General features: G+C 62.2%; 16 protein-coding genes. 2 read left to right on the top strand and 14 right to left on the bottom strand.

All coding sequences use genetic code 11. The features are described 5' to 3' along the window. Positions 1 to 234: 234 nt before the first annotated feature. On the top strand, positions 235 to 1128 hold the full coding sequence (locus BLL36_RS19785; protein WP_076953012.1) for a sensor histidine kinase: 894 nt from the start codon (positions 235 to 237) through the stop codon (positions 1126 to 1128). Then, a complete protein-coding gene (locus BLL36_RS19780) occupies positions 1125 to 1784 on the top strand; it encodes a response regulator transcription factor (RefSeq protein WP_076953011.1) in 660 nt (219 codons plus the stop codon). Before BLL36_RS19785 ends, BLL36_RS19780 begins: the two co-directional genes overlap by 4 nt. Here the strand turns inward: BLL36_RS19780 and yegS are convergent. From yegS to flhF, 14 genes are all read right to left on the bottom strand, one after another. Continuing rightward, positions 1743 to 2663: a lipid kinase YegS gene (gene yegS / locus BLL36_RS19775; protein ID WP_076953010.1), complete on the bottom strand. Its 921-nt coding sequence runs from the start codon at positions 2661 to 2663 to the stop codon at positions 1743 to 1745. The two genes, BLL36_RS19780 and yegS, sit on opposite strands and share 42 nt — an antisense overlap. A gap of 420 nt (positions 2664 to 3083) precedes the next feature. Then, a complete protein-coding gene (locus BLL36_RS19770; protein WP_076953009.1) occupies positions 3084 to 3476 on the bottom strand; it encodes a DUF2802 domain-containing protein in 393 nt (130 codons plus the stop codon). Then, positions 3477 to 3959 (bottom strand): chemotaxis protein CheW, encoded by a 483-nt coding sequence (locus BLL36_RS19765; protein ID WP_010564003.1) that lies wholly within the window; start codon positions 3957 to 3959, stop codon positions 3477 to 3479. It abuts the gene before it with no gap. A gap of 80 nt (positions 3960 to 4039) precedes the next feature. Then, positions 4040 to 4831, bottom strand: a complete 792-nt coding sequence (locus tag BLL36_RS19760; protein ID WP_076953008.1) for a CheW domain-containing protein — start codon at positions 4829 to 4831, stop codon at positions 4040 to 4042. Continuing rightward, on the bottom strand, positions 4831 to 5619 hold the full coding sequence (locus BLL36_RS19755; protein WP_076953007.1) for a ParA family protein: 789 nt from the start codon (positions 5617 to 5619) through the stop codon (positions 4831 to 4833). Before BLL36_RS19755 ends, BLL36_RS19760 begins: the two co-directional genes overlap by 1 nt. Before the next feature lie 50 nt (positions 5620 to 5669). Then, positions 5670 to 6557 carry a flagellar motor protein MotD gene (gene motD / locus BLL36_RS19750; protein ID WP_076953006.1) on the bottom strand — a complete coding sequence of 296 codons (888 nt, stop codon included), beginning with the start codon at positions 6555 to 6557 and terminating at the stop codon, positions 5670 to 5672. Between the two features lie 151 nt (positions 6558 to 6708). Continuing rightward, positions 6709 to 7449 (bottom strand): flagellar motor protein, encoded by a 741-nt coding sequence (locus tag BLL36_RS19745; protein WP_076953005.1) that lies wholly within the window; start codon positions 7447 to 7449, stop codon positions 6709 to 6711. Next, positions 7449 to 8579: a protein-glutamate methylesterase/protein-glutamine glutaminase gene (locus BLL36_RS19740; RefSeq protein ID WP_076953004.1), complete on the bottom strand. Its 1131-nt coding sequence runs from the start codon at positions 8577 to 8579 to the stop codon at positions 7449 to 7451. Before BLL36_RS19740 ends, BLL36_RS19745 begins: the two co-directional genes overlap by 1 nt. Before the next feature lie 48 nt (positions 8580 to 8627). Continuing rightward, positions 8628 to 10850, bottom strand: a complete 2223-nt coding sequence (locus BLL36_RS19735; protein ID WP_076953003.1) for a chemotaxis protein CheA — start codon at positions 10848 to 10850, stop codon at positions 8628 to 8630. 11 nt (positions 10851 to 10861) lie between these two features. Beyond that, a complete protein-coding gene (locus tag BLL36_RS19730) occupies positions 10862 to 11650 on the bottom strand; it encodes a protein phosphatase CheZ (RefSeq protein WP_065873738.1) in 789 nt (262 codons plus the stop codon). An 18-nt stretch (positions 11651 to 11668) separates the two neighbouring features. Continuing rightward, complete coding sequence (locus BLL36_RS19725; protein ID WP_015885173.1) at positions 11669 to 12043, bottom strand: chemotaxis response regulator CheY; 375 nt, start codon at positions 12041 to 12043, stop codon at positions 11669 to 11671. A 169-nt stretch (positions 12044 to 12212) separates the two neighbouring features. Beyond that, on the bottom strand, positions 12213 to 12953 hold the full coding sequence (gene fliA, locus BLL36_RS19720; RefSeq protein ID WP_015885174.1) for an RNA polymerase sigma factor FliA: 741 nt from the start codon (positions 12951 to 12953) through the stop codon (positions 12213 to 12215). Beyond that, positions 12950 to 13783: a flagellar synthesis regulator FleN gene (fleN, locus tag BLL36_RS19715; RefSeq protein ID WP_003192912.1), complete on the bottom strand. Its 834-nt coding sequence runs from the start codon at positions 13781 to 13783 to the stop codon at positions 12950 to 12952. The genes fliA and fleN overlap by 4 nt, the downstream gene beginning before the upstream one ends. A 105-nt stretch (positions 13784 to 13888) precedes the next feature. Continuing rightward, positions 13889 to 15205, bottom strand: coding sequence for a flagellar biosynthesis protein FlhF (flhF, locus tag BLL36_RS19710; protein ID WP_076953002.1), 1317 nt, complete (start codon positions 15203 to 15205; stop codon positions 13889 to 13891). Positions 15206 to 15212: the final 7 nt, after the last annotated feature.

The raw sequence follows: 15212 nt of genomic DNA, 5'->3' as shown, positions 1-15212 counted from the left end.
ATATAACCGCCCACTCCAAGAACTCTGGGAATACCGCCTGGAGTATTTGCGTGGTTAATAACTCTGCAAGACACAGCATCAGGCGACCGACGGTAATAGTGGTGGTACTATGCTCGACTCGAAGTGACTCAACTTCATAGCCATGAAGACGATCCAACTACGTATTCCAAACAAAGCCCGGTCAGCCGCCGTGACCGGTCTTCCCGCAGTGAACCCTCATTGGCTCCATCCGCTATGTATGCCAGCCTAAAGACCTTCATCGCCAGGTTCGCGTCCTGCAGCAACGCACGCTGCTGGATCATCGCCCTGTGCCTTGGCTCGCTGTTGCTGAGCCTGTGGGCCTATACCCGCTCCGCGCCGCTGCCATTACTGGTGATTGTGCTCAACCTCGCCACGTTGTTATTGGTCGGCCTGCGGCAATGGCGTTCACGCACGTCCATCAAGTTCCAGCCCCAGGAACTGGCCGACCGTTTACTGCAGGTGCAGGAAAACGAACGCCACCGCCTCAGCCGCGAACTGCATGACGATATTGGCCAACTGCTCACCGCCGCCAAGCTGCAAGGCGAATGGCTCAAGCGGCGCCTGCCCGAAGATCTGCAAAGCCAGTGCACGGTGCTGTGCGACACCTTGAATGAAACCCTGGCCAAGGTGCGCGACGTCTCCGCCATCCTCAACCCACGCCAACTGGCCAGCCTGGGCCTGGAAGCCAGCCTGCGTGCGCACCTGCTCAAGAGCCTGGAACACACACCGGTGTGCTGGAGCCTGGAATGCCAGCAACGGCTGACCAGCATCCCGGAAGAAATGGCCGTGGCGGCCTTTCGCATCACCCAGGAAGCGGTCACCAACATGCTGCGCCACGCCCAGGCGCGCAACCTGCTGGTACGCCTGCAACGCCTGCCCGAGGGCCTGTCGCTGAGTATCTGCGATGACGGCCAGGGCTTCTCGCCCGCCGCCAACCCGGGCCTGGAAGGCCAACGGGGCATGGCCGGCATGTTCGAGCGGGTTGATCAACTGGGCGGCACTTTGTCCGTCAGCAGCCAGCCGGGCCAAGGGACCCGGATCGACGCACTCTTCCCCTGGGCGCCCCGCGCCCTCGAACGGGCCAGTTCCCCTAAGGTTTTCGAGTGAGCTGCACATTACTTCTGGTGGATGACCATGCACTGATCCGGGCCGGCGTACGCGCACTGGTCCAGGACATTCCCGGCTACACGGTGATCGGCGAAGCCAGCGATGGCGCGCAATTGCTGGAGCAGTTCAGCACGCTGCTGCCCGATATCGTGCTGCTGGACCTGTCGATGAAGCACACCGGCGGCCTGGACGCCTTGCAGCAACTCAAGCGCGCCTACCCCAAGAGCCGCGTGCTGATCCTGTCGATGCACACCGAGCCGGAACTGATCATGTGCGCGCTGGAGTCCGGCGCCCACGGCTACCTGCTCAAGGACACCACCCCCAACGAGCTGGAACACGCGCTGCTCGCGTTGTGCAATAACGAACGCTACCTGAGCCCGGCGATCGCCCACACCGTGATAAGCCAGGCGCTGGTGCGCAGCCAGGGCCCGACCACACCAAAGGCTCAAAGCCATAACCTCACGGCTCGGCAGTTGGAGATCCTGCGTCTGGTCGTGCGCGGCAAGTCCACGCGGGAAATCGCCCACGGCCTGGGCTTGAGCATCAAGACCGTGGAAGCCCACCGCTCGCAGATCATGAAACGCCTGCAGATCTTCGACGTGGCGGGCCTGGTGCTATTCGCGGTGCGCGAGCAGATCATCAGCCTGGACGACTAGCGGCGAACCGACTGGCAGGTGCACGCGCAAGGCCTTGGGCAACACTTCGAAGCGCAGGTCGTCACCTTCCAGCGGCTCACCATCGAGGTTGATGTACAGGCCCTGCGCAACCTTGATATTCACCCATGGCAGACGCGCGCGGACGAACATGGTGTCCAGGCCCCAGCCGTTGGTCATCAGTTCGCGAAGCGTACCGACCACTTCCTGGGGCGCCGGCAGGATGCTGACGTCCAACAAACCGTCATCCGCCATGGCGCCAGGGCACAGCTCATGCCCGCCACCCGCCTGGCGACCATTGCCGATGCCCAGCGCGAGCAGCTCGCCCTTCCAGTGGAAATCCGGACCTTCCAGCTCGCCATAGGCGGCTTTCAACTCGCTGAAGCGTGACAAACCGGTGAACAGATACGCCGCGCCACCGAGGATTTTCTTCAGGTCTTCGGAGGTATTGGCGGTGACCTGGCTGCCAAAGCCGCCCGTGGCCATGTTGAGGAAGATCTGCCCGGCGACCCGGCCAAGGTCGATGGCCCGGGCCGGCACGTCCAGCAGCGCCAGCGCCGGACCGGGCTCCAGCGGTACACCGGCGGCCTTGGCGAAATCGTTGGCGGTGCCCAGCGGCATCAACACCAGACTGGCGTCGGTCTTGGCCAGGGCCATGGCCTCGGCCACGTCGCGCAAGGTGCCGTCGCCGCCACCGGCAATGATGTGGGTGTAGCCGGCGGTCAACGCTTCGTTGACCAGCCGCTGGGCATCGCCGCCCTCCCATGTGACGCGCACCGCCAGTTCACCGCCGCGCTCGCGCCGAGCCTGCACGGCCGCTCGCACGTCCTCGTTGAGGGCTTGCTTGCCGTGGAGGATCAACAGTGCCTTGGGGCTGGTCATGGACGAGGTACTCCTGGATTCAAAGGTGCTTGAAGGATGTGGACCTTTGGCGAGGAGAAAAAAGCCATTGAATACGGAAAAAAATCGGAGGCACGACGCAGGCCCGCTTCTCTGTGGGAGCTGGCTTGCCTGCGATGCTGACACCCTGGTGTGTCAGGCACACCGAGTTGAAGCCATCGCAGCATGGGTATCTATACATTTTTGTAGTGAGCGGGCTTGTCCCGCGCTGGGTGGCGAAGCCGCCCCAATAGAGACACCGCGCAGTTCAGACAAACCCAATCCGCCTGGTTTGGGGCCGCTTCGCAGCCCAGCGCGGGACAAGCCCGCTCACTACAGGGAGATTTGTCAGCCTCTGAAAATTGTGTAGATACCCATGGCCATCGCAGGCAAGCCAGCTCCCACAGTTGGGCAGGTACGCAATCAGCCCTTGTGAAGCTTGCTCATCAACTGCGCCTCGGCCTGGGTCAACCCGCACGACTGCGTCAGCTCATCCACCGTAGCCCCCATCCCCACCAGCTTGGCAGCCTGGGCGAACGACAAACTCGAAGGATCACGCTGCTCGATCTGCGCCAGCTTATCCGGCAAAGGCGCAAGAATAGCGCGCAGTTCATGCACCTCGTCACCGACCTTCACCGCGCTTTGCTGGTAATGATCAACACGCTTGAGCAACTCGAGGATGCGCCGGTCTCGCACGGCGTCACGCTCGGCCTGCTGCAATAACAATTCGCGCTGCTGGCGCACATGGCGCAGCAGGAATGCCAAGGTCCCGGCCCACAACAGGGCCAGGACAATTACCACGGCCTCAAGGAACAATCAGATGCTCTCCAGTTCCGACCATTCTTCTTCGCTCATCATCTTGTCCAGCTCGACCAGAATCAGCAGTTCGCCGTTCTTGTTGCACACGCCCTGGATGAACTTGGCGGATTCTTCGTTACCCACGTTCGGCGCGGTTTCCACTTCCGATTGGCGCAGGTAGACCACTTCCGCCACGCTGTCGACCATGATCCCGACCACTTGCTTGTCGGCTTCGATGATGACGATACGGGTGTTGTCGTTGACTTCGGTCGGGACCAGGCCGAAACGCTGGCGGGTGTCGATGACCGTCACCACGTTGCCGCGCAGGTTGATGATACCCAGCACATAGCTGGGCGCACCCGGTACCGGCGCGATCTCGGTGTAGCGCAGCACTTCCTGCACGCGCATCACGTTAATGCCATAGGACTCGTTGTCCAGTTTGAAGGTAACCCATTGCAGGATCGGATCATCCAAACCTTGTGCGGACGCTGACTTGTTCATTTCTCTGACCCCTTCAAATACCGTTCGACACGGCGTGTGTGCTTCTTTGACCGCACTCGCATGCGGCCCTTATTGTTCAATCAACTGCGTTTGGTCACCGGCATCGTCTTGACCGCACCGCTGGCGATCAACTCGGCCAGTTCGGCGACGTCGAGCAACGCGCACATGTGTTCGATCACGGTGCCCGCCAGCCAAGGCCGTTGGCCCCGGTGGCTGCGCCATTTGATTTCGTTGGGGTCCAGGCGCAACGAGCGGCTGACTTGATGCACCGCCAGCCCCCACTCGTAGCCCTGCACCGAGATCACGTACTGCAAGCCCTGGCGAAAGTCGTCGCGGTAGCGGTCGGGCATCACCCAGCGCGCGGTATCGAGCACCTTCAGGTTGCCGGCCTGGCTGGGCAGGATGCCGAGGAACCATTCCGGTTGCCCGAACAGCGGTGTCAGTTCCTGGCCTTCCAGGGAATAGATCGAGCCCAGGCACACCAGCGGCACCGCCAGGGTCAACCCGGCGACGTCGAACAGCAGGCATTCGAACGGCTCGGCCGCCCAGCTCGGGCGACCGTCGCCCGTCACCGGCGGCGGCGTGATGCTCGGCGGCAGGTGCACTTGCACCACCGGCTCGACCATTACGGGAGCAATCACGGCGGGTGCGAGCACCACCGGCGTGATCGGCACCACCACCTGCGCATCACGTGCCTGTTCTTCGAGCACCGCCAGCTGGAATTCATCCAGCGTGCTTGCGGGCTCGACGGCAGGCTCCAGCACCAGAATCGGTTCCGGCAGTTCTTCCGCGGTCGCTTCCTGCAACAAGGCATCCAGGTAGGATTCCAGCGCCAGTTGCGGCCGGGTCTTGAGTTCGGTAGGCCGATTCATCACGCCACCTGCGCCACAAGCTGCTGCGACAGCAAATGCTTGAGCAACACGCGGTAGGCCTGCACGCCGCGGCTCTTGCCGTCGAACTGCGACGGCGTAAGCCCGGCGCGGCTGGCGTCGCGCAGGCGCGTGTCCACCGGGATATAGCCATTCCAGATGCTCTCCGGGTAGGCGTCGCGCAGTACCCGCAACGTGCCGAGGGAGGCCTGGGTGCGGCGGTCGAACAAGGTCGGCACGATGCTGTAGGGCAATGGCTGTTTGCGTGACCGGTTGATCATCGCCAAGGTGCTGACCATGCGCTCCAGGCCTTTGACCGCCAGGTGCTCGGTCTGCACCGGGATCACCAACTGTTGGCTCGCCGCCAAGGCGTTGACCATCAACACGCCAAGCAATGGCGGGCTGTCGATGATCGCGTAATCGAAGTCCTGCCACAGCTGCGCCAGGGTCTTGGCGATCACCAGGCCCAGGCCGCTCTGCCCCGGCGACTGGCGCTCGAGAGTAGCCAGGGCGGTGCTGGACGGCAGCAGGAAAATGCGTTCGTTGCTGGTGGGCAACAGCAGTTGCCCAGGCAGATCGGCCGGCACACTGCCTTTGTGCAGGAACAGGTCGAAGTTACTGTGTTCCAGCGCGTCCGGGTCGTAGCCGAAATAGCTGGTCATGGAACCGTGAGGATCCAGGTCCACCACGACCACACGCTTGCCCGCCTCGGCCAGCAAACCGGCTAAGGCGATGGAGGTGGTGGTCTTGCCGACTCCACCTTTTTGATTGGCAACTGCCCAGACTCTCATTCGGTTGGTTCCTCCCGGCAGGCACACGCGCGACCGAGACATTGCATAAGTTATTGAGCCGGCGACGGAGAATTGACGGCACTCTGACGAACCGGCGGCTTTACAAGGGCCGGTGCAGTTTGTGTGCCAGCCCGCTTCAGGGCCGCATCCGGTGTTGCGTTGGCGGTGCCGGTGCCCGTCAGGCTGCGGCGCACTTCCAGGTTGCGCGACACCACCAGCACGACCCGGCGGTTGCGTGAACGCCCTTCCACCGTGGCGTTATTGGCCACTGGTTGGAACTCGCCATACCCCACCGACGCCAGGCGACCCGGGTTGATACCCTGCATCGCCAACATACGCACGATGCTCGCGGCGCGCGCCGACGACAGTTCCCAGTTGGTCGGGTACTGCGCGGTGCTGATCGGCACATTGTCGGTAAAACCTTCAACGTGGATCGGGTTCTCGAATGGCCGCAGGATCGCCGCGACCTTGTCGATGATGGTGAACGCCTGGTCACTGGGCATCGCATCGGCGCTGGCGAACAGCAGGCTGGAATTGAGCTCGATCTCCACCCACAACTCGTTGCCGCGCACGGTCATCTGGTTGGAGCTGATCAAATCGCCAAACGCAGCGCTGATGTCATCGGCGATGCTTTTGAGCGGATCGCTGGTGCCCCCGACGCCAGCGGCGGTTTCGTCGCTGTCGTTGACCAGCGGCTTGGCCGGGGTCACGGTCTTGGGTCGCTCGTCGCCAATCGGGATCGGCTTGAGCGCGCGGTCAGAATCGGAAAACACCCCGATCAGCGCCTCGGAAATGACTTTGTACTTGCCTTCGTTCACCGATGAGATGGAGTACATCACCACAAAAAACGCAAACAGCAAGGTGATGAAGTCCGCATAGGACACCAGCCAGCGTTCATGGTTGACGTGTTCTTCAGGCTCGCGACGGCGACGGCTCACAGGCAATTACCTCGACAAAACCAATCACCTATAGGAGCGAGCTTGCTCGCGAAAAACCCGAGAGCAACGCGTTTATCCAGGATACCCACGTTATCGTTGACGATTTTCGCGAGCAAGCTCGCTCCTACAGGGAAGCAGAGGTTCATGGCCATCAATCCATGAAGCCCTGGAGCTTCAATTCGATGGAACGCGGGTTCTCGCCTTCGGCAATCGACAGGATGCCTTCGAGCAACATTTCGCGATAACGGGACTGGCGCATGGCGATCGACTTGAGCTTGCTGGCCACCGGCAACAACACCAGGTTGGCACTGGCCACGCCGTAGATGGTGGCGACGAACGCCACGGCAATCCCGCTGCCCAATTGCGAAGGGTCGGCCAGGTTGCCCATCACGTGGATCAGGCCCATGACCGCACCGATGATGCCGATGGTCGGCGCGTAGCCGCCCATGCTTTCATAGACTTTGGCGGCGTTGATGTCGCGGCTTTCCTGGGTGTAGAAGTCCACCTCCAGGATGCTGCGGATCGCTTCCGGCTCGGCGCCGTCCACCAATAATTGCAGGCCTTTGCGCGCATAGCTGTCCGGCTCGGCATCGGCCACGCCTTCCAGGCCCAACAGGCCTTCCTTGCGGGCGGTGAGGCTCCAGTTGACGACGCGGTCGATGCCGCCGGCCAAATCGACACGCGGCGGAAAGATGATCCAGATAAGGATCTGCATCGCCCGCTTGAACGAACTCATCGGCGACTGCAGCAACGCCGCGCCCACGGTGCCGCCGATCACGATCAGCGCCGCCGGGCCATTGGCCAGGGCGCCGAGGTGGCCGCCTTCCAAATAGTTGCCGCCGATGATCGCGACAAACGCCATGATGATGCCGATCAGGCTCAATACATCCATCAGAGGCAGGCCTCCACCAGATGCTTGCCGATGTCGTCCAGGCTGTAGACGGCGTCGGCCAGGTCAGCCTTGACGATGGCCATGGGCATGCCATAGATCACGCAGCTGGCTTCGTCCTGGGCCCAGATGGCGCTGCCGCCCTGCTTGAGCAGGCGCGCGCCTTCACGGCCGTCGGCGCCCATGCCGGTGAGCACCACCGCCAGAACTTTGTCGCCGTAGGACTTGGCCGCCGAACCGAAGGTGATGTCCACGCACGGCTTGTAGTTCAAGCGTTCATCGCCCGGCAGGATTTTGATCGCGCCGCGACCATCCACCATCATCTGCTTGCCGCCTGGCGCCAGCAGCGCCAGGCCTGGACGCAGGATGTCGCCATCCTCGGCTTCCTTGACGCTGATGCGGCACAGCTTGTCCAAGCGCTCGGCGAAGGCCTTGGTGAACGCGGCGGGCATATGCTGGATCAACACGATCGGCGCCGGGAAGTTGGCCGGCAGCTGGGTCAAGACGCGCTGCAGGGCCACCGGGCCGCCGGTGGACGTGCCGATGGCGACCAGCTTGTAGGCTTTGCGCTTGGGCGCGGGCGAATGCGCCGCAGGCGCGGCGGTCCGCACAGGCGCGGTCGCCGCCGGCCGTGCAACCGGCGCCGGGGCAGGACGTGCATAAGCGCTCGTCGAGGCCGCTGGAGCCGGCGCTGGGGTTGCGGCGGGCGCCGGCGCGCTGAACAGGCTACGGCGGTTACTGCGCGAAATGCTGTGCACTTTCTCGCACAGCATCTGCTTGACCTTGTCGGGGTTGCGCGAGATGTCTTCGAAATTCTTCGGCAGGAAGTCCACCGCGCCGGCGTCCAGCGCATCCAGGGTCACCCGGGCGCCTTCGTGGGTCAGCGAGGAGAACATCAACACCGGAGTCGGGCAGCGTTGCATGATGTGCCGAACTGCCGTGATGCCATCCATCATCGGCATCTCGTAGTCCATGGTGATCACGTCGGGCTTCAATGCAATGGCTTGATCAATCGCCTCTTTGCCATTGGTGGCCGTACCGACCACCTGGATCGTTGGATCGGCGGAAAGAATTTCCGAGACGCGGCGGCGGAAGAAACCCGAATCGTCCACCACCAGGACCTTGACTACCATAAGCACTCCGTTAGGCGGGACGGGCAATACCGCCCTGACCCACCAGAATCAAATACGCCGAGCGGCGTAACGCTTGAGCATGCTCGGAACATCGAGAATCAGCGCGATCCGACCGTCACCGGTGATGGTCGCGCCCGACATGCCCGGGGTTCCCTGCAGCATTTTGCCCAATGGCTTGATGACCACTTCTTCCTGCCCCACCAGTTGATCGACGACAAAGCCGATACGCTGGGTGCCCACGGAGAGAATCACCACATGGCCTTCGCGCTGCTCTTCATGGGCAGCCGAAGCGACCAGCCAGCGCTTGAGGTAGAACAGCGGCAATGCCTTGTCGCGCACGATCACCACTTCCTGGCCGTCCACCACGTTGGTGCGCGACAGGTCGAGGTGGAAGATCTCGTTGACGTTGACCAGCGGGAAAGCGAAGGCCTGGTTGCCCAGCATCACCATCAGGGTCGGCATGATCGCCAGGGTCAACGGCACCTTGATGACGATCTTGGAGCCCTGGCCCTTGGTCGAGTAGATATTGATCGAGCCGTTGAGCTGGCTGATCTTGGTCTTCACCACGTCCATGCCCACGCCACGGCCCGACACGTCGGAAATCTCGGTCTTGGTCGAGAAGCCCGGGGCGAAGATCAGGTTGTAGCACTCGGTGTCGGTCAGGCGGTCGGCGGCGTCCTTGTCCATCACGCCACGCTTGACCGCGATATTGCGCAGAATGGCCGGGTCCATGCCTTTGCCGTCATCGGTGATCGACAGCAGGATATGATCGCCTTCCTGTTCCGCCGCCAGGATCACCTTGCCGCCCCGGGACTTGCCCGAGGCTTCGCGTTCTTCCGGGGTTTCCACACCGTGGTCGACGGCGTTGCGCACCAAGTGGACCAGCGGGTCGGCCAGGGCCTCGACCAGGTTTTTGTCGAGGTCGGTTTCTTCACCCACCAGTTCCAGGTTGATTTCTTTCTTGAGCTGGCGCGCCAGGTCGCGAACCAGGCGCGGGAAGCGGCCGAAGACTTTCTTGATCGGCTGCATCCGCGTTTTCATCACGGCGGTCTGCAGGTCGGCGGTGACCACGTCGAGGTTCGACACGGCCTTTTGCATGGCTTCATCGCCGCTGCTCAGGCCCAGTCGCACCAGGCGGTTACGCACCAGTACCAGCTCGCCGACCATGTTCATGATGTCGTCCAGGCGCGCGGTATCAACGCGCACGGTGGTTTCGGCTTCAGTGGCGGGCTTGTCGGCCACCGGCGCCGCAACGGCACGCGCCGGAGCAGGTGCGGCGGCGGGGGTTGGCGCTGGCGCAGGCTTGGCCACCGGCGCCGGGGCGGCCGCTTTGGCGGCAACCGGTGCAGGCGTAGCGGCCGGGGCCACTTCGCTGAACTTGCCCTTGCCGTGCAATTCGTCCAGCAGCGACTCGAACTCGTGGTCCGAGATCAGGCCATCGCCGGCGGGCGCGGCACTGGCGGCGGCAGGCGCTGCGGCAGTAGCAGCCGTGGCGGCGACATTCGGCAAGGCGTCGGCCGCGAACGTGCCCTTGCCATGCAGTTGGTCGAGCAAGGCTTCGAATTCGTCATCGGTGATGTCGGTGCTGGCCTTGGCGGCCGGCGCATCCACAGCGGTGCTTGCGGCAGCGGCAGGCGCCAAGGCGTCGGCCGCGAACTGGCCTTTGCCATGCAACTGGTCGAGCAGGGATTCGAACTCTGCGTCGGAAATGTCTTCGCTGGTCGGTGCCGCCGGCGGCGCAACGGCGGCCGGTGCTTCGGCCTCGGCCTTCACCGCGCTGAGGGAGTTGAGCAGTTGCTCGAACTCGCTGTCGGTCACATCCGGCTCGGCTTGCGCCACAGGCTCCGGTGCAGCCTCAGCCACCGGCGCCGCGGACAGGTCGGCAGGCTCTGCATAGCGCGCCAGGGCGGCCAGCAGTTCCGGGGTGGCGGCGGTAACCGGTGCACGTTCACGCACTTGGCTGAACATGCCGTTGACCGCGTCCAGTGCTTCGAGAATCACGTCCATCAATTCCGAGTCAACCTGACGCTCACCCTTGCGCAGGATGTCGAACACGTTCTCGGCGATGTGGCAGCACTCCACCAGCTCATGGAGCTGGAGGAAGCCGGCGCCCCCTTTTACAGTGTGAAAACCGCGAAAAATTGCATTGAGCAGGTTCGCATCATCCGGTCGGCTTTCCAGCTCGACCAGTTGCTCGGACAGTTGCTCTAAAATTTCGCCGGCCTCTACAAGGAAATCCTGAAGGATTTCTTCATCGGCGCCGAAGCTCATGGGTGTGCTCCTTAGAAGCCTAAACTGGATAACAGGTCATCGACATCATCTTGACCCGATACAACGTCTTCACGTTTATCGGCATGAATCTGCGGACCTTCACCCTTGGCGAGATGTTTTTGTGGATCTTTTTCCGAGAGGATCGCTTCGCGGTCATGTTCGATGCCTGCAAAGCGGTCTACCTGGCCTGCCATCAGCACTAATTTGAGCAAGTTGCTTTCCACTTCGGTGACCAATTGGGTCACACGCTTGATCACCTGGCCGGTGAGGTCCTGGTAATCCTGGGCGAGCAGAATGTCGTTGAGGTTGCTGGAAACCGTGCGGTTTTCCTGCTCGCTGCGTGACAAGAACCCTTCGACCCGACGCGCCAATTCACGGAACTCTTCAGCCCCGACTTCACGGCGCATGAAACGGCCCCAGTCAACGCTGAGCGCCTGGGCTTCGGTGGCCATGCCATTGACCAGAGGCGTGGCGTTTTCCACCAGGTCCATGGTGCGGTTGGCCGCCGCCTCGGTCAGCCTGACCACATAGGACAGGCGTTCGGTGGCATCGGTGATCTGCGAGATTTCTTCGGCCTGGGGCATGTGCGGGTCAATCTGGAAATTGACGATCGCACTGTGCAGCTCGCGCGTGAGCTTGCCCACTTCCTGGTACAGGCCGCGGTCACGGGTCTGGTTGAGCTCATGGATTAACTGCACCGCGTCGCCGAACTGGCCTTTTTCAAGGCTTTCGACCAACTGGTGAGCATGCTTTTTCAGGGTCGACTCAAAGTCGCCCTGTGACGTTTCTTTATGCTCCATAGCTCCCCCGCGATGGCATTAGCCGTGGATGCGTTCGAAGATTTTTTCGATCTTCTCTTTCAAGGCCAATGCAGTGAATGGCTTGACCACGTAACCGTTTACCCCGGCTTGGGCGGCTTCGATGATCTGCTCACGCTTGGCTTCGGCGGTCACCATCAACACGGGAAGGCTGCGCAGTTTTTCGTCGGCACGCACATGGCGCAGCAAGTCGATACCGGTCATGCCAGGCATGTTCCAGTCCGTTACCAGAAAGTCGATACTCCCGCTGTTGAGGATCGGAATCGCGGTAATGCCGTCGTCCGCCTCGACCGTGTTAGTGAACCCAAGGTCACGCAACAGGTTTTTTATGATCCGCCGCATCGTTGAGAAGTCATCAACGATGAGGATTTTCATGTTCTTGTCCAATTCGACCTCCAAGCAGTCTTAAACGCGCCCAGCACCTGGACGCGCCATTTCAATCAACAGGCATTACACAAAAAGGACTGCCGGGGGCACCACGGGCCGAACCCGCAAAGGCTTGGCGCCCTCGCGGTATCGTCTGCAGTGCCCCCCACACTGCCTGTCAGCGCGCTCGCCACTCTCCCAAACGCCCCCGCAAGCGGGCTGCGCACTGGCTATGCAACTGGCTGACCCGCGATTCGCTGACCCCCAGGACCTCACCGATTTCCTTGAGGTTCAGCTCTTCGTCGTAGTACAGCGCCAACACCAGCCGCTCACGCTCCGGCAAATTGGCAATCGCGTCCGCCAACGCCCCCTGGAAGCGTTCATCCTCCAGGTCGCGCGATGGCTCCATATGAGCGCTCGCGCCGTCCTCGTGCAGCCCTTCGTGTTCGCCGTCCTGCAACAGGTCGTCGAAACTGAACAGGCGGCTGCCCAAGGTATCGTTCAAAATCCCGTAATAATCGTCGAGACTCAATTGGAGTTCGGCCGCAACTTCGTGATCTTTAGCGTCGCGACCGGTTTTTGCTTCAATTGCGCGAATTGCGTCACTGACCATGCGCGTATTGCGGTGCACCGAACGGGGCGCCCAATCACCCTTGCGCACCTCGTCGAGCATTGCGCCACGGATACGGATCCCCGCATACGTCTCGAAACTGGCACCCTTGCTCGCGTCATATTTGGTCGATACTTCGAGCAGGCCGATCATGCCGGCCTGGATCAAGTCTTCGACCTGGACGCTCGCGGGCAGGCGTGCCAACAGGTGGTAGGCAATGCGCTTGACCAATGGCGCGTAGCGCTCGATCAACTCGCCCTGGCTGTCACGGGCGGATTTCTTGTAGGCGTTGTAGCCGTTCGCTGTCATAGCACCGGTCCTGCGCTCGTCTGATGCACCAATCGCTCGACGAAAAACTCCAGATGCCCCCGCGGGTTGGCGGGCAACGGCCAGGTATCGACCTTCTGGGCAATAGCCTTGAACGCCAATGCGCACTTGGAACGAGGGAACGCTTCGTAGACCGCACGCTGCTTTTGCACAGCCTTGCGCACACACTCGTCGTAGGGAACTGCGCCAACGTATTGTAAGGCGACATCGAGAAAGCGATCCGTGACCTTGGTCAACTTGGCGAACAGGTTGCGCCCTTCCTGCGGGCTCTGGGCCATGTTGGCCAGGACGCGGAAGCGGTTCATGCCGTAGTCGCGGTTAAGCAGTTTGATCAGGGCGTAGGCGTCGGTGATCGAGGTGGGTTCATCGCAGACCACCAGCAGCACTTCCTGCGCGGCGCGCACAAAGCTGACCACGGACTCGCCGATCCCGGCGGCGGTGTCGATCACCAGCACGTCGAGGTTGTCGCCGATATCGCTGAACGCCTGGATCAGGCCGGCATGCTGCGCCGGGCTCAGGTGCACCATGCTCTGGGTGCCGGAGGCAGCCGGCACGATGCGGATGCCACCGGGGCCCTGCAACAGCACATCGCGCAGCTCGCAGCGGCCCTCGATCACATCGGCGAGGGTGTGTTTGGGCGTCAGCCCCAGCAGAACGTCGACGTTCGCCAGCCCCAGGTCAGCATCCAGCAGCATGACGCGGCGGCCAAGCTCTGCCAGGGCCAGGGACAAATTCACTGACACGTTAGTTTTCCCGACGCCACCTTTGCCGCCGGTCACCGCGATCACCTGTACGGGATGCATGCTGCCCATTTTATTTCTTTACCTTGTCTTGCTTAGACGCAGGCTACATGGCTTGGCCGCGTGAATCGCTTGCAGACCATCGATGTAGATACATTTCATGGTGTTCATCCTGACTTATCCCACCCGTTTTGCCGGGTTGTGGTAAAGGTCGGCGAACATATCGGCCATCGCTTCCTCGCTAGGCTCTTCTTGCATTTGCACACTGACTGCACGGCTGACCAATTGATGACGGCGCGGCAGATGCAGATCATCCGGGATCCGCGGGCCGTCGGTCAGGTAGGCGACCGGCAATTCATGACTGATGGCCAGGCTCAGCACTTCGCCCAGGCTCGCGGTTTCATCGAGCTTGGTGAGGATGCAACCGGCCAGGCCGCAGCGCTTGTAGCTGTGGTACGCAGCGGTAAGAACCTGTTTCTGGCTGGTGGTTGCAAGCACCAGGTAATTTTTCGACTTGATGCCACGCCCGGCCAGGCTTTCCAGCTGCATGCGCAGTGCCGGGTCGCTGGCTTGCAGGCCGGCGGTATCGATCAGCACCACGCGCTTGCGCAGCAGCGGGTCGAGGGCGTTGGCCAGGGACTGGCCCGGGTCGACATGGGTCACCGACACATTGAGGATGCGGCCCAGGGTCTTGAGCTGTTCCTGGGCACCGATGCGGTAGCTGTCCATGCTCACCAGGGCGATATTCTGCGCGCCGTACTTGAGTACGTAACGGGCGGCCAGCTTGGCCAGGGTGGTGGTCTTGCCCATGCCGGCGGGGCCGACCATGGCAATCACCCCGCCCTCTTCCAGCGGTTCGATTTCGGGCGTGGCGATCATCCGCGCCAAGTGGGCCAGCAGCATGCGCCAGGCTTGGCGAGGTTCCTGGATCTCGGTGGTCAAGGCCAGCAGGTCGCGGGACAACGGGCCGGACAGGCCGATGCGTTGCAGACGGCGCCACAGGTTGGCCTGTTGTGGCTTGCTGCCTTGCAGTTGGGTCCAGGCCAGCGAGCCCAGCTGCACTTCGAGCAGCTCGCGCAGGCCGTTGAGTTCAAAGCGCATCGAGTCGAACGCGCGCGGGTCGACAGCAGCGGCCGGTGCAGGCGCTGCCGGACGTGGCGGCTCTTTGAACGTCGGCTCGACCAAGGGCTCGGCCGCGGTCAGCGGCAGGCCGGCGAACAACTGGCGATTGGTGGTGGCATCGCTGTCACCGCGCATGCTCAGTTCGGCCTGGGCCGAGACAATGCGCGAGGCCGTCTTGCGCAGCTCGTCTTCGAGCTCCATGTTCGGCACGCGCGGCGCCAGGGCCTGGGGGGTGTAATCCAGGGCAGCCGTCAGCTCGACACCGCCGGCAATACGACGGTTACCGATAATCGCGGCGTCGGCGCCCAGCTCATCACGAACCAGTTTCATGGCCTGACGCATATCGGCGGCGAAAAAACGCTTCACTTGCATAACCCAC

The organism is Pseudomonas cedrina subsp. cedrina (assembly GCF_001983175.1).
Taxonomy (GTDB): Bacteria; Pseudomonadota; Gammaproteobacteria; order Pseudomonadales; family Pseudomonadaceae; genus Aquipseudomonas; species Aquipseudomonas cedrina.
This window is presented reverse-complemented; position numbering and strand designations above follow the sequence as displayed.

What these genes read in the sequence shown, in the direction of transcription:
- BLL36_RS19755 (WP_076953007.1), bottom strand. Translation starts at nt 5,619, where the DNA reads ATGAGAGTCTGGGCAGTTGCCAATCAAAAAGGTGGAGTCGGCAAGACC.
- yegS (WP_076953010.1), bottom strand. Translation starts at nt 2,663, where the DNA reads ATGACCAGCCCCAAGGCACTGTTGATCCTCCACGGCAAGCAAGCCCTC.
- BLL36_RS19740 (WP_076953004.1), bottom strand. Translation starts at nt 8,579, where the DNA reads ATGGTAGTCAAGGTCCTGGTGGTGGACGATTCGGGTTTCTTCCGCCGC.
- BLL36_RS19785 (WP_076953012.1), top strand. Translation starts at nt 235, where the DNA reads ATGTATGCCAGCCTAAAGACCTTCATCGCCAGGTTCGCGTCCTGCAGC.
- BLL36_RS19760 (WP_076953008.1), bottom strand. Translation starts at nt 4,831, where the DNA reads ATGAATCGGCCTACCGAACTCAAGACCCGGCCGCAACTGGCGCTGGAA.
- fliA (WP_015885174.1), bottom strand. Translation starts at nt 12,953, where the DNA reads ATGACAGCGAACGGCTACAACGCCTACAAGAAATCCGCCCGTGACAGC.
- BLL36_RS19765 (WP_010564003.1), bottom strand. Translation starts at nt 3,959, where the DNA reads ATGAACAAGTCAGCGTCCGCACAAGGTTTGGATGATCCGATCCTGCAA.
- flhF (WP_076953002.1), bottom strand. Translation starts at nt 15,205, where the DNA reads ATGCAAGTGAAGCGTTTTTTCGCCGCCGATATGCGTCAGGCCATGAAA.
- BLL36_RS19735 (WP_076953003.1), bottom strand. Translation starts at nt 10,850, where the DNA reads ATGAGCTTCGGCGCCGATGAAGAAATCCTTCAGGATTTCCTTGTAGAG.
- BLL36_RS19725 (WP_015885173.1), bottom strand. Translation starts at nt 12,043, where the DNA reads ATGAAAATCCTCATCGTTGATGACTTCTCAACGATGCGGCGGATCATA.
- BLL36_RS19730 (WP_065873738.1), bottom strand. Translation starts at nt 11,650, where the DNA reads ATGGAGCATAAAGAAACGTCACAGGGCGACTTTGAGTCGACCCTGAAA.
- fleN (WP_003192912.1), bottom strand. Translation starts at nt 13,783, where the DNA reads ATGGGCAGCATGCATCCCGTACAGGTGATCGCGGTGACCGGCGGCAAA.
- BLL36_RS19745 (WP_076953005.1), bottom strand. Translation starts at nt 7,449, where the DNA reads ATGGATGTATTGAGCCTGATCGGCATCATCATGGCGTTTGTCGCGATC.